This is a genomic window from Burkholderia sp. WSM2232 (assembly GCF_000472545.1).
Taxonomy (GTDB): domain Bacteria; phylum Pseudomonadota; class Gammaproteobacteria; order Burkholderiales; family Burkholderiaceae; genus Paraburkholderia.
In genome coordinates, this window is sequence record NZ_AWZV01000003.1 from 157,774 (window position 1) to 170,644 (window position 12,871).

A 12,871-nucleotide genomic window follows, 5' to 3' on the forward strand; every position below is an offset into this window, starting at 1 on the left:
TCGACCTCCGCCGCAGCAACGAAACCGACACCGTTCAACCTTGTCAAACCGATGTGACCGACCGATCTGATCGGAGCCCACATCATGAACCTGTTCCGCGTTGCCGCCACTGCCGCCGCCATTACCGCCGTTACCGTCCTGCTGAGCGCCTGTTCCACAGCTTGGCCGCCACCGGGTGACTCAACGGCGTATCAACGTTCAACGAGCACGGTAGAGCACCGCGCACTCGCGGCTCAAACTCCCCAGTACGCCGCGCCGAAAGCCAGCCGGCCAGCATTGACCGTCGGCGTTACCGACCCCAACACGCAACTGATTCTCCCCTGGTTCCTCGCGGATACGATCAACGCAATCAACACGCGGCAGTCTTTCGGCGACCTGCTGAACAGGATGAAAGAAGACCTCTGACAACCGGGGCCAGCCACACGCCCGGTTGGTCATCCAAACACGCCCGGAATTGCCGCTGCTGCCACTCCATGACGAATTTGACACGGCTAGCGGCCCTCGTGCGGCGCTGACGGACTAACCGATCACTGATGCTCTCGCGCGGCGCTGCGTTGCGCATGCAACCGCAGCGGCCGCCAAGCGGGAAAGCACCAAACAAACAGCACCAAACAAACGGCGCAAAACAAACAGCCCCAACACCCACCGCATCAAACAATAGCCACACCGCACGCCTCGAGCGCCCCTCGCAATCCCAACTGCGGATACGCGCTCTCCAACGTGCGCAGGTCGGCGCGCATTTCTTCGACGATCCAGTCGCGCACGTTCGCCACGATGGGCCGCAAAGGCCGGTTAGGCGGCGAGACCAGGCAGCAGCGCCGGTTGGTCACGATGATCTGCTCCTCGGCGGGCACCAGCGCGCGCTGCGAGAGCCAGTGCGAGACCACATTCAGCCAGCCGAGCGCAATGCCCTGGCCGAGCAGCGCAGCCTGCACCACGATCGCGTAGTCGTTGAAACTGAGCATGCTCGCGACACGGCGGCCGTGCTGCTCGAACGCACCGAAACGGTGGTGCCAGCCGCGCTCTTCATCGTCCATCACGATGACGGTATCGCCATGCTCGCGGCCCGCCTCGCTTTGCGCCGTCTGGTGGTAGCGCGGATTGCACACAGGCAGCAGCGTTTCAGGTATGACGAGCACGCTGTTCTCGTCGATTTCGTCCGCGTGCAGAAAGCGCATGCCGAGGTCGACGTCGACTAGTGGCCCGCCAATGCGCCCTGAAATAAGCTGAAACCTCAGATCAATCGACGGAAACGCCTGGTTGAGCCGGCTCATGCGCGGCATCAGCCAATGCGTGGTAAACCCTGTTGACACCGACAGCGTGACCGATTCGACACCTGTGGCGCGCGCCTCGATTTCGCGTATCGCGCTTTCTATGCCGTTGAATCCTTCGGAGATCTTGCGATAGAGAATGCGCCCGTTTTCGGTCAACTCGATGCCGCCGCGCACGCGCTCAAAAAGCCGCACTCCGATATGGTCTTCCATGCGCGCGAGCATGCGGCTCACGGCGGGTTGGCTCACATAGAGTTCCTGCGCAGCACGTGTGAAGTTGCCACAACGGGCTGCGGCTTCGAAGACGAACAGCGCATTCGCGCTCGGCAGTTTTTTGCGTAGATTCGGCATGACCTGATGTTATGCCTGATCCAACAATTTGGGAATTGCCGCCAAAAAGTTTGCCACCTATATTTTCCCTAACGCAGGCCCTTCAGCGAGAAAGAACGCAATGGACGCAAGAGCGAAAACAGGAGTCTCCATCCGGTCGGCAGGCAAGCGTTACGGTCCGGTGGTCGCGCTGGACGAGGTTTCGCTGGACATCGAGCCCGGTGAATTCGTCTCGCTGCTCGGGCCGTCCGGTTCGGGCAAGACGACGCTGCTCGGCATTCTCGGCGGCTTTGTTCAGCCCAGTTCGGGTTCCGTCTGGGTCGGCGAGCGTGACATTACATTTGCGCCGCCGCACAAACGCAATATCGGCATTGTGTTCCAGAACTACGCGCTGTTTCCTCACATGACGGTCGGCGAGAACGTCGCGTTCCCATTGCGCGCGCGCCGCGAGCCGAAAGCCGGCTGGGCGAAGAAAGTGGCCGACGCGCTCGCAATGGTCGAGCTAAGCGGCTTCGAGGCGCGCAACATCAACCAGCTGTCGGGCGGTCAGCGTCAGCGCGTTGCGCTTGCAAGGGCGATGGTCTTCGAGCCGCAACTCATCTTGATGGACGAGCCGCTCTCCGCGCTCGACAAGCAACTGCGCGAAACCATGCAGATCGAACTGCGGCGACTGCACCGCAAGCTTGGCGCGACGATTGTCTACGTGACGCACGATCAGCGCGAGGCGCTCACCATGAGCGACCGCGTGGCCGTGCTGAAAAACGGCAGGCTGGTGCAGATCGATACGCCGGAGCATCTATACGACCGGCCTTGCGACGCGTTCGTCGCGAGTTTCATCGGCGAGGCGACGCTGCTCGACGTGAGCCGCGCCGGCGACGACGCCGTGCGCCTTGGCGACGCGCTGCTGCGCACCGCGCACCCCTTGCCGCGCGGGGAGCGTCTGCTGCTTGCCGTGCAAACCGAAAAGCTCGTGATCGACGGCGGTGCGGCCGCGACCCCGACCCCGACCACGAACCGGCTGTCGTGCCGCGTGACCGAAGTGCTGTACCAGGGCGAGAGCCTGCGCGTATTTGCGGCGCTGCCCGACGGTACTTCCATCAGCCTGCGCCAGCCCGGCAATCACGATGCGCGCCGGCGCATTCCCTCGCCGGGCGAGCCGATGACCGTGGTGCTCGATCCGCAGGACACCATCGTCGTGCCCGCCTGACTTTTCTTTTCTTGCTGCCCGCCTTGGGCGTATGTCTTTCGAAACTCGCGCAACCCGCAAAGGATGATGCAATGAAGCTCACCGATTTCAAGGTCCTGACGTTCGATGTCGTCGGCACGCTGATCAACTTCGAACAGGGCGTGCTGGCGTCCGTGCGGCGCCTTGGCGGCGCGGCGGCCAAAGACCTCACGGACGATCAGATCTTCGAACCGTACATGCGCGGGCGCGCGAAATACCCGGGCCGTTCGAGCCACGAAATGGCGAACGTCTATCTGTCGCTCGCAAAGGAGCTTGGCTTGCCCGACGACGCGCAGTCCGCCGCCGCGTTTCAGCGCGACGTGCTGGAATGGCCCGCGTTCGACGACTCGGTGCAGGCGCTCAAGCGCCTGCGCAAACATTACCGGCTGGTCGCGATGACGAATGCGGACCGCGTCGCGTTGTCTGCTTACGCGCACACGCTCGGCGATCCGTTCGACGACACCGTGTGCTGTGACGAAACCGGCGTCGCGAAGCCGGACCCGCAATTTTTCGCGTATAACCGCGGACGTCAGGCTGCGTTCGGCTTCAAGTTCAACGAGATCCTGCACACGGCGCAGAGCCAGTATCACGACATCGGCATTGCGACGAAGCTCGGTTACGCGACCTGCTGGATCGAGCGCCGTCAGGGTATGAACGGCTTCGGCGCGACGCCGGTCCCGGAAGCGGTGACGACGCCCACTTTCAGGTTCGCGACGCTCGGCGCGCTCGCGGACGCCGTCGAAGCCGAAGCGCGCGCTGTCTGAAGTCATGCTCGCGCCCGCGATTCACCACCCCTCGCAGCGTCCCCAGCCCGATTCCTTATGGCGGGCAATGGCCGCGCGTTCGCCGGAAAAGCGCGCGCCGCACAGCACGGGCGCGCCGCTCGCTCGCGACCTTTCAGTCGATGTGGCCGTGATCGGCGCCGGTTACTCGGGTCTCGCGGCTGCATATGCGCTGCAGAAACGGGGCGTCGACTGCGCGGTGTTCGACGCCAATCCGGTCGGCTGGGGCGCGAGTGGGCGCAATGGCGGCGTGGTGTCGTCGAAATTCCGCTTGTCGTTTCCGCAGATCGACAAGCTGCACGGACTCGACACCGCGAGGCGCATGCACCGGCTCGCGCACGAAGGCGTGCGGGTGGTCGAATCGTTCGTCGAAGAGTTCGGGCTCGAGCGCGCGCGTTTCGAACATACGGGCGGCCTGCGTTGCGCGCACACCGAGCGCGCGTTGGCAGCGATTTGCGCGGAAGCCGATTGGGTGCGTACGCAACTAGGCGATACGTCGATGAGCGTGCAGTCGCGCGAGCAAGTGACGCGCGAGACGGGCTCGGCGGGATTTGTCGGCGGCGTGTTGAGCGCCGACGCCGGCACGATCCTGCCGCTCGAATATGTCTGCGGTATCGCGCGCGGTCTCACCGCGCGCGGGGTGCCGATATATGAAGCGACGCCGGTTGTCGAGATTACGCGTGCTGCGCGTGGCTCCGGTGGTGTGGTGCTGCGGACCCTTGGCGGCACCGTCCACGCGAAGCAGGTGATTGTCGCGACCAACGCGTATTCCGATCTCACGTCCGCCACCGCAGCCTATCAGCGCGAGCTCGTACCGTTTCGCAGCGCGATGATCGCGACGGAGCGACTGCCCGCGGACCTCGATGCGCGTTTGATGATAGAGCGCCGCAGCTATACGGAAACGCGCCGCATGATGAAGTGGTTCCGCAAGGTGGACGGCCGCATGCTGTTCGGCGGACGCGACGCGTTCGGCAAGGAAGGCCAGGCGACGGGCTTCGACGCATTGCGGCGCGCGATGGTCGCGCTGTTTCCCGATCTGGCCGAGGTTCAAATCGAGTACCAGTGGTCGGGTTATGTGGGCATGACCTTCAACGCGTTGCCGCATGTTGGCCGTAGCGACGATGTCACGACTTTTTGTCTGGGCTATAACGGAGCCGGTGTGGCCATGGCGAGCCTGCTCGGTCAGCATGCCGCGGCGCTTGCCCTCGGCGAAACGCCGGAGCTGGCATTGCTCGGTCAGCAAGGCTTGCGGCCCGTGCCGTTTCATTCGCTGCGCGCGCCCGGTGTCCGGATGGTCGCCGCGTGGTATCAGTTTCTCGACGCCGTGGGTGCATGATGACAACAGCCAAACGGATTTTTCAGGAACCTACCTTGATGCAGACCGCCGCGCTGGACCCGTCGGTGCGCCATCAGCAACGCGAGGATCGCGCGATGCTGCTGTTGCTCGCCCCCGCGCTGTTCGTCGTGGTGGTGCTGCTGGTGGTGCCGCTTGCGTGGCTGTCGTGGCAGTCGGTCTGGCATGACGGCGGCTTTACGCTCGTCAACTACCAGCGCATTTTCACCGGCACCTATCTCGACACCTTCCTGCTCACATTCAAGCTCAGCGCGATTGTGACCGGCATGACGCTGCTGCTCGGGTATCCGGTCGCATACTTTGCGGCCTCCGTTTCGCCGCGCTGGAGCGCGCTGATACTCGGCATGGTGATTCTGCCGTTCTGGACCAGCGTACTGGTGCGAACCTACGCGTGGCTCGTGCTGTTGCAACGCACCGGGCTCATCAACAAGGCGCTGCTGGAAATGGGCCTGGTGGATCGACCGGTACAGCTTGCCTATAACCAGTTCGGCACTGTCCTCGCGATGGCGCATATCCTGCTGCCGTTCATGGTGCTGCCGCTTTATTCGGCGATGCAAAAGATTCCGGCGAACCTCTCGCAGGCCGGCGCAAGTCTTGGCGGTTCGCCGTGGCACGTCTTCTGGCGCGTGTTTCTGCCGCTTTCAATGAGCGGCGTGGTGGCGGGCGTCACGCTGGTCTTCGTGCTGTGCCTCGGTTTCTACATCACGCCTGAACTGATGGGCGGAGGCAAGTCGATCATGGTTTCGATGGTGGTGAGCCGCAATGTCGAGATCTATAACAGTTGGGGAGCGGCGAGCGCGGTGAGTGTCGTGTTGCTCGTGTGCGTGTTCGCGATCTTCTATGCCGCGAGCCGCGTGATTCCACTCGAAAAGACCTTGGGTGCGAAATGAACAGGATTCCGTTCGGCAGGTTCGTACTCGGCGCATTCGTCGTGCTGATTCTCGTGTTCCTGATGCTGCCGGTGCTGATCGTCGTGCCGCTGTCGTTTTCGGATACGCGCTTCATGACGTTCCCGCCGCCCGCGTATTCGCTGCGCTGGTATCACGCATTCTTCGACAACCCCGCGTGGATCGAGGCAGCGCGCGTGACGCTTACCGCATCCGTTTGCGCGGCGCTGGTCGCCACGCCGCTCGGCGTTGCTGCGGCCTACGCGATCCAGCACGGCACGCATTGGTCCATGCGCTATCTGCGCACGCTGCTGATGCTGCCGCTGATGGTGCCGATAATCATCGTCGCGGTGGGCGTGTTTTTCGTTTTCACGCAGGCCGGTTATGTGAATACGCTGGGCGGGCTGATTGTCGCCGATACGATGCTCGGGCTGCCGTATGTGCTGATTTCCGTGGGCGCGGACTTGCGCACGTTCGACCGCACGCAGGAGATGGTCGCGCGCAGCCTCGGCATGAATCGCCTGCGCAGCTTTCTGACGGTGACGCTGCCGCAGATCAAGGCGAGCGTGATCTCCGGCGCGGTGTTCGTGTTCATCCAGGCGCTGGACGAAACCGTGGTCGCCCTGTTCATTTCCGGCGGCACCAATCAGACGCTCACGCGCCGCATGTTCGTCACGCTGCGCGACGAGATCGATCCGACCATCGCTGCAATCAGCACCATGCTGACTGCACTGACCTTGTGCCTCGTGATGATCGTGGTCGTGAGCCGGCGTTCGGCCAGCGCGGGGGCGTAGGCTGTTTTTTGATTCCACTCGATCGGGAAGCGGATGTCCAATGCACTGAAGTTCTATATCGATGGCGCATGGGTTGCACCTTCGGGCGATGCGCGCCTCGCGGTGGTCGATCCCTGCACGGAAGAAGCGTTCGCTGAAATCGCGCTAGGCAATGACGACGACGTGGAGCGCGCGGTCGCTGCCGCGCGGCGCGCGTTTGCGTCGTTTTCGTCGACGCAGCCTGCGGAGCGCGTCGCACTGATACGCCGCATACTCGATGCGTATATGGCACGTTATGACGAAATGGCGGAGGTCATCTCGCGTGAGATCGGCGCGCCGAAAAAACTTTCGCATGCGTGGCAGGCCGCCCTCGGCAAGCGTCATCTGGAAGAACTACTGCTCACCTGCGAGCGCTTCGCATGGCAGCGCAAGAAGGGCACGACGCTCATCAATCACGAGCCTGTGGGCGTGGTCGCGCTCATTACGCCCTGGAACTGGCCGATCAATCAGATCGTGTGCAAGGTGGCGCCTGCACTTGCCGCCGGCTGCACGATGGTGCTCAAGCCGAGCGAGGTGTCGCCGCTTAATGCCGTGCTGTTCGCCGAGATTCTGGACGCGGCCGGCGTGCCGCCAGGCGTATTTAATCTCGTGAATGGCGACGGCCCGACTGTAGGCGCCGCGCTATGCAGTCACCCGGACGTCGACATGGTGTCGTTCACCGGATCGACGCGCGCGGGCGTGGAAATCGCCAAGCTTGCCGCGCCGACCGTGAAGCGGGTGCATCAGGAACTGGGCGGCAAGTCCGCAAACATTCTTCTCGACGATGTAGACCTGGAAGCCGCCGTGACCTCGGGCGTGAACTCATGCTTTAGCAACAGCGGCCAGTCATGCAACGCTCCCACGCGCATGCTGGTGCCCGCAGCGCAGCACGACGAAGCGGTGCGCATCGCGCAGCACGCGGCAGCCGCACAGCGTGTCGGCCCTGCACAGGACGACGAAACCACCATGGGCCCGGTAGTCAGCGACGTACAGTACGCACGCGTGCAACGGCTGATCGGACAGGGCATCGAGGAAGGCGCGCTGCTCGCGGCGGGCGGCCCCGGACGTCCGGACGGCCTCGCGCGGGGCTACTACGTGCGGCCCACGGTGTTCGCAAACGTCGACCCGTCGATGACGATTGCGCGCGAAGAAATCTTCGGCCCTGTGCTTGCCATCATTCCGTACCGCGACGAGGAAGACGCTATTGCAATCGCCAACGGCACACCGTTTGGCCTTGCCGCTTATGTTCAGTCCGCTGACCAGGAGCGCGCGCGGCGCGTCGCATTGCGCTTGCGCGCGGGCAGTGTCTATCTGAACTATCCGGCCTGGGACGCGGGCTCGCCGTTCGGCGGCTACAAGCAATCCGGCAATGGCCGCGAATATGGCGAGTGGGGCTTGGAAGCGTTTCTCGAGGTGAAGGGGATTGTGGGTTATGGGGAGTAGGGCGCGCGCTGCACGCCCCGCAACAGATCCGCAATACGCTCGGCGATCATGATGGTGGGCACGTTGGTGTTCGCGCATGGAATCGACGGCATCAGCGACGCGTCGCACACATGCAGTCCTTCTACGCCATAGACCGCGCCGCGACTATCTGTGACTGCGAGCGGATCGCCGGCTGCGCCCATCCTGCATGTTCCCGATGGGTGCCATGTGCCGCCCACCGAACGCGTGACGAATTGCGTGAGCGCGGCGTCGTCGGCGAGCAGCTGGTCGAGTGTCACGCCTTGCGTGACGACGCGCCGCACCAGCCATGCCCGCAGCGGTCCAGCAATGTCCAGCAGCGCGGCGAGCGTGCCGCGCTGCAATGCGTTCCATGCGCCCGGCACGGCAACAGCCGCCACGCGCGGCGAATAGCTCGATGGAAACAGCGTGCCGCGATGCGCCGCCATCGACGGTGCGGCGAGCGTCCTCGCGCCGAAGCGCAGCGCGAGTTTCAGCCGTTCGAGATCGCGGGCATCGGAGAGCATCGCAAAGTCGACGTCCGGTTCGTCAAATACACTGGCCGACCTGAGCTTGAGGTGGCCTCGCGAGTACGATTTATTGACCCAGAAGAACATCGTGCCGAGACGGTAGCCGACCGAATGCCAGCCCGAGCGCGCCAGTATTGCGCCGTGCATGTCGCCTGGCACGGTGCCGGCCACGCCTGACGAAAAGCGCACGATTGCCTGCTCATGATGCTCGTCGGGAAACGGTGTGCGCGCGGCGCGCGGCAGATAGGCCGACACTGCAATTGACGGATGCTCCATCAGATTGCGGCCCACGCCGGGCCGATGCGCGATCGTTTCAATGCCCAACGCGCAGAGGTCATCGGCCGGGCCGATGCCGCTTCTGAGCAACAGCGCGGGCGAGTGGATCGCGCCCGAGCAGACGATCACGCAGCCGGCCCGCAAGTCATGATGCGTACCGTCCGGCCGGATCATGCGCGCGCCGATTGCGCGCTGCTTGTCGAACAGGATGCGCTCTGCGATCTCGCCGGTGTGGATGATTAGATTGGGCCTTGCTCGCGCGGCCTCGTCGAGATAACACACCGAGGTTGGAATGCGTTCGCCGTTGGCGCTCACCGCAATGGAGCCGATAAAGCTGCCGTCCTCCCAGGGGCCGTTCTGGTCCGCGCGCAACGGATATTCGTGCTTCAAAGCATCGAGCACACTCTTCACGAACGGCGAGATGCGTGGCCATGCTGTTCGCTGGATGCGCAGCGGGCCGTGCGTGCCATGCAGGCCGCCGTTGCCGGACTCTGCAAAGTCGCAGTCCGTTTCGAGCTTGCGGAAGTAGGGCAGACACGCTTGCCAGTTCCAGCCCTGTGCGCCGAGCGTTTCCCACTCGTCGTAGTCGGCAGGCGCGCCGCGGTTCGCCATCAACGCGTTGATGGCCGAGCCGCCGCCCAGCAGGCGCGCCTGTTCGTAGCGGCGCAGTGCGGCCGGCGCGCTCATGCGTGCCTTCAACTGTTGCCAGATGTTGGCGGTATCCAGATACGCCCGTCCGGGGTAGCGGCTGCGAATGTCGGCGGGCATGGTCGCCTGCGAGATGTCGCGGCCCGCCTCGACAAGACATACGGTTTTACTGGCGTCTTCGGAAAGACGCGAGGCCAGCACGCAACCGGCCGAGCCGCCGCCGAGAATCAGATAGTCGATCACGTTCGAGAGATGGAAACGGCGCTCGCCGCGCCACAACACGCAAGCCCGGAAATGCAGAACGCCCGCGATGAACCGTCTTCCCGCGGGCGCGTCAATTGCGGATGAGAAACCCTGTCACTGCATGAACTTCAGCCAGCGCGCTTTGGCCTGGATACCGGCGTCGGATGCCCACCAGTCTTCCGACATCAACGCCTGCTTCGCGGCATTTTCGGGGGAGCTAGGCAGTTCGCTTGCGCGCTTTGGCGTGATCTTGCCGGTCTTGAACGCAGCCGGATTGCCGGGACCGTAGTCGATATATAACGGCAGGTTCGCCTGCAGTTCGGGCGAGATCGCGGCGTTCACAAAGCGCACGGCGTCGTTCAGATTCGGCGCGTTCTTCAGTACACATAGCTGCGTGTTTTGCAGAATGCCGTCGTTGAACGTGAAATCGACATCGGGGTTGTCCTTGCGCACTGCGCTCGCGCGGCCATTCCAGATCATCGTCATGTCGACTTCGCCGTCGTGCAGCAATTGTGCGGACTGGCCGCCCGAAGTCCACCACACGGTAATGTCAGGCTTGATCTGTTGCAGCTTCCTGAAGGCGCGGTCCACGTCGAGCGGATAGAGCTTGTCGCGCGGCACGCCGTCGGCAAGCAGCGCCGCTTCCAGCACCGTTTGCGGATCGTTGCGCAGCGCTCGCGTGCCGGGGAAAGCCTTCACGTTCCAGAAGTCGGCCCAGCTTTGCGGCGTCTTCTTCAACGTCTTTTTGTTGTAGCCGATTACCGTCGAGTAGAACTCATACGCGACCGAATACGGCGTGCGGTACTTTTCCGGCATCGCGGCGGCGTTCGGTATCTTCGAGAAGTCGAGTTTCTCGAGCAGACCTTCGCGGCCGCCTCGCAGACAGTTCGAGGTGGGGGTGTCCACCACATCCCAGATCGGCTTGCCGGTCGCGGCCTGCGCCTTGATCTGCGGCCACGCGTCCGGAATGCTGTCCTGATTGATGGTGAGACCCAGCTCCTTCGCTGCCGGGTCGAGGATGGCTTTGGTCTGGGCTTCCTGATACGTGCCGCCTTGCGACACGAAAGTGATTTTTCCCGCGGCGAGAGCGGGCGCCATGCTCGCGAGGCTCAACACCAGAGTCATGGCTAACGGGCGCAACCTTGGCATGCTGATCACGACTTCTCCTCGATACGGTTGAAGCGAAAGACATCATCCAGGTCGGCGCTCCCGCTGCTGCGGCTTGCGACCGAAGCGACAGGGAGCGCAGGCTTGACTGGAAATATAGTGAGCCAATTTGACTGGAGCAACGCCGCAATTGTTGGAGTGGTCATGACATGGTGTTATATCAGACCCTTGCGTAGCGTTGCGCACCATGTGAGGCGGTCATTGCCCGTTGCCGTTGCCGTTGCTATTGTCCTGTCGCCGGCGCGGCGCTCCTGGCCGCTTCGCCCAGTTGCGCCGCGTCGCTGGCCCTAACTGCCTTCGCGGCCTTTGTCGATTCGCGACATCACATTGGCGACGATCCGGTCGCAGCGCGCACCGGCGAAGCCGAAGAGTTCGCTACCGGCAAGGTCGATGTCTCGAGCGAGCGCTTCGCGCAGCAGACTCTTTGCGCGGAAGTGCCGGCTACGCACGGTGGCTTCGGCAATACCGAGGCATTGCGCGGTTTCCTCCACGCTCAATTCTTCGACCGAGCGCAGTACGAACACCGTGCGGAACGATTCCGGCAGTTCGTCGAGCTTGCGCTCGATCAGCGCGCGCATTTCCGCGCGTGCCGCTGCGCTGTCGGGGGGCTCGGAGTCGGACGGATGCATGGCTTCGATATCGATGTCGGCGGTGTTCGAACTGACTATCGGAACGACGTTCTCGCGGCGAGCATGGCGGCGTAGCCGTCCATAGCATTCATTCAGCACGAGCCGCGAAAGCCACGTCGACAAGGCCGCTTCGCCGCGAAACTGGGCAAGCGTCCGGTACGCGCAAAGGTACGCATCCTGCAGCGCGTCCTCGGCTTCGGCGTCGTCGCGCAACGTGGCACGCGCGAGCCGGTACAGGCGCCGGTTGTGGCGGCGCATCAGTAACTCGAACGCCGCGTGATCGCCTGCGACCACGCGTTGCACGAGCACACGGTCGTCGTCGGAGCAATACGCGAGCGCGGACGCCGGCTGTAGGTTCGCTGCTTCGGTCATCGTGTGCGGGCTCTCATTGGACGGTCAGCGTACCGTGCATGGTCGGATGAAAGATGCAGCCGTACGGGTAACTACCGGCCTTTGCCGGCGCGTAAGACCATGATGCGCTGGCCGCAATGCTGCGCGAATCGAACCCGTGCGTGCCGCCGGCGGTCACGGTATGAGGAAAGAGGTCCTTGTTGATCCATTGGACGCGCTCTCCTCGCTTCACCGTCAATGTCGGCGGATTGAACTGCATGTTCTCTATCGTGACGACGTAGCTTTTCGGCGCCGCGTCGGCCGAGGCAATCGCGAACATCAGCGCCAGTATCGCACCGGCCAGCGTGGCGCGCGGGAGCGCGCCGTTGCCTGGTGCACGCCGCTTAACCACTGCTTTTCTCCAGCGAAGCCTGCACATGCTTTGCATGTTCGAGATGAGCGACAAAGGCCGGCCGGACCTTCACCAGCAGCGCTTTGAGCTCCTCATTCTTCGCACTGGGAATCAGCGTTTTGTCGAGCGCGTCGAGCACGCTTTGATGGTAGGTCACTTCATGATCGATATAAGCGCGATCGAATGCGGCGCCCTTGAGTTTTTTCAGCGCCGCGAGGTTGGCATCGCCGCCTTGCTTGAGGCTTTGGCTCGTGCCGTTGTCCTCGGGCGTCACTTTGAGTTTGTGCACGAGGTCGCTGGCCGATTTGTTCACTGCGCTGTGGTCGGTGACCATCTGTTTGGCGAACGCCTTGACGTTGCTCGACTTCGAGCGTGACTCGGCGAGTTTGCCCGCGTCGATATCGACCTGATTCGCGGTGACGACGATGGCCGCGATCTGCGGATCGGTCGGACCGGCGCTCTGCGCCCAGCTGGCAAGGCTGACGAGCGCCAGTGCGCCGAGCCACTGTGGGTGGATGAGTTTCATGCGGATTCT

Annotated in this window: 13 protein-coding genes; 7 read left to right on the top strand and 6 right to left on the bottom strand. The window is 63.3% G+C overall.

What is annotated here, in order from left to right:
* Positions 1-84: 84 nt before the first annotated feature.
* Positions 85-405, top strand: coding sequence for a hypothetical protein (locus tag F757_RS0100670; RefSeq protein WP_027209677.1), 321 nt, complete (start codon positions 85-87; stop codon positions 403-405).
* A gap of 245 nt (positions 406-650) precedes the next feature.
* Here F757_RS0100670 and F757_RS0100675 read toward each other — a convergent pair whose 3' ends face one another.
* Entirely contained in the window at positions 651-1,622 is a 972-nt protein-coding gene (locus F757_RS0100675) for a LysR family transcriptional regulator (RefSeq protein ID WP_027209678.1), read from the bottom strand.
* A gap of 100 nt (positions 1,623-1,722) precedes the next feature.
* Between F757_RS0100675 and F757_RS0100680 the strand changes: the two genes are divergently transcribed.
* The 6 genes from F757_RS0100680 (at position 1,723) to F757_RS0100705 (ending at position 8,104) form a co-directional block, all read left to right on the top strand.
* Positions 1,723-2,808 (top strand): ABC transporter ATP-binding protein, encoded by a 1,086-nt coding sequence (locus F757_RS0100680; protein WP_027209679.1) that lies wholly within the window; start codon positions 1,723-1,725, stop codon positions 2,806-2,808.
* A 71-nt stretch (positions 2,809-2,879) separates the two neighbouring features.
* On the top strand, positions 2,880-3,590 hold the full coding sequence (locus tag F757_RS0100685) for an HAD-IA family hydrolase (RefSeq protein ID WP_027209680.1): 711 nt from the start codon (positions 2,880-2,882) through the stop codon (positions 3,588-3,590).
* A 4-nt stretch (positions 3,591-3,594) separates the two neighbouring features.
* Positions 3,595-4,944 carry an NAD(P)/FAD-dependent oxidoreductase gene (locus tag F757_RS0100690; protein ID WP_027209681.1) on the top strand — a complete coding sequence of 450 codons (1,350 nt, stop codon included), beginning with the start codon at positions 3,595-3,597 and terminating at the stop codon, positions 4,942-4,944.
* Positions 4,941-5,852 carry an ABC transporter permease gene (locus tag F757_RS0100695; protein WP_035466012.1) on the top strand — a complete coding sequence of 304 codons (912 nt, stop codon included), beginning with the start codon at positions 4,941-4,943 and terminating at the stop codon, positions 5,850-5,852. The genes F757_RS0100690 and F757_RS0100695 overlap by 4 nt, the downstream gene beginning before the upstream one ends.
* Positions 5,849-6,643, top strand: a complete 795-nt coding sequence (locus F757_RS0100700; protein WP_027209683.1) for an ABC transporter permease — start codon at positions 5,849-5,851, stop codon at positions 6,641-6,643. The genes F757_RS0100695 and F757_RS0100700 overlap by 4 nt, the downstream gene beginning before the upstream one ends.
* A gap of 33 nt (positions 6,644-6,676) precedes the next feature.
* The gene (locus F757_RS0100705) at positions 6,677-8,104 is read left to right on the top strand and encodes an aldehyde dehydrogenase family protein (RefSeq protein WP_027209684.1); all 1,428 of its coding nucleotides are present in this window, start codon (positions 6,677-6,679) and stop codon (positions 8,102-8,104) included.
* Here the strand turns inward: F757_RS0100705 and F757_RS0100710 are convergent.
* From F757_RS0100710 to F757_RS0100735, 5 genes are all read right to left on the bottom strand, one after another.
* Positions 8,092-9,798, bottom strand: coding sequence for a GMC family oxidoreductase (locus F757_RS0100710; protein ID WP_027209685.1), 1,707 nt, complete (start codon positions 9,796-9,798; stop codon positions 8,092-8,094). The two genes, F757_RS0100705 and F757_RS0100710, sit on opposite strands and share 13 nt — an antisense overlap.
* A gap of 114 nt (positions 9,799-9,912) precedes the next feature.
* On the bottom strand, positions 9,913-10,923 hold the full coding sequence (locus F757_RS0100715; RefSeq protein WP_051376639.1) for an ABC transporter substrate-binding protein: 1,011 nt from the start codon (positions 10,921-10,923) through the stop codon (positions 9,913-9,915).
* A gap of 329 nt (positions 10,924-11,252) precedes the next feature.
* On the bottom strand, positions 11,253-11,966 hold the full coding sequence (locus F757_RS0100725) for an RNA polymerase sigma factor (protein WP_027209687.1): 714 nt from the start codon (positions 11,964-11,966) through the stop codon (positions 11,253-11,255).
* 13 nt (positions 11,967-11,979) lie between these two features.
* Positions 11,980-12,336, bottom strand: a complete 357-nt coding sequence (locus F757_RS0100730) for a cupredoxin domain-containing protein (protein WP_027209688.1) — start codon at positions 12,334-12,336, stop codon at positions 11,980-11,982.
* Positions 12,329-12,862: a DUF4142 domain-containing protein gene (locus F757_RS0100735; RefSeq protein WP_027209689.1), complete on the bottom strand. Its 534-nt coding sequence runs from the start codon at positions 12,860-12,862 to the stop codon at positions 12,329-12,331. The genes F757_RS0100730 and F757_RS0100735 overlap by 8 nt, the downstream gene beginning before the upstream one ends.
* Positions 12,863-12,871 lie beyond the last annotated feature (9 nt).

Excerpts from the sequence above, each read along its gene's own strand:
- F757_RS0100670 (WP_027209677.1), top strand. The coding sequence starts at position 85 with ATGAACCTGTTCCGCGTTGCCGCCACTGCCGCCGCCATTACCGCCGTT.
- F757_RS0100675 (WP_027209678.1), bottom strand. The coding sequence starts at position 1,622 with ATGCCGAATCTACGCAAAAAACTGCCGAGCGCGAATGCGCTGTTCGTC.
- F757_RS0100680 (WP_027209679.1), top strand. The coding sequence starts at position 1,723 with ATGGACGCAAGAGCGAAAACAGGAGTCTCCATCCGGTCGGCAGGCAAG.
- F757_RS0100685 (WP_027209680.1), top strand. The coding sequence starts at position 2,880 with ATGAAGCTCACCGATTTCAAGGTCCTGACGTTCGATGTCGTCGGCACG.
- F757_RS0100690 (WP_027209681.1), top strand. The coding sequence starts at position 3,595 with ATGCTCGCGCCCGCGATTCACCACCCCTCGCAGCGTCCCCAGCCCGAT.
- F757_RS0100695 (WP_035466012.1), top strand. The coding sequence starts at position 4,941 with ATGATGACAACAGCCAAACGGATTTTTCAGGAACCTACCTTGATGCAG.
- F757_RS0100700 (WP_027209683.1), top strand. The coding sequence starts at position 5,849 with ATGAACAGGATTCCGTTCGGCAGGTTCGTACTCGGCGCATTCGTCGTG.
- F757_RS0100705 (WP_027209684.1), top strand. The coding sequence starts at position 6,677 with ATGTCCAATGCACTGAAGTTCTATATCGATGGCGCATGGGTTGCACCT.
- F757_RS0100715 (WP_051376639.1), bottom strand. The coding sequence starts at position 10,923 with ATGACTCTGGTGTTGAGCCTCGCGAGCATGGCGCCCGCTCTCGCCGCG.
- F757_RS0100725 (WP_027209687.1), bottom strand. The coding sequence starts at position 11,966 with ATGACCGAAGCAGCGAACCTACAGCCGGCGTCCGCGCTCGCGTATTGC.
- F757_RS0100735 (WP_027209689.1), bottom strand. The coding sequence starts at position 12,862 with ATGAAACTCATCCACCCACAGTGGCTCGGCGCACTGGCGCTCGTCAGC.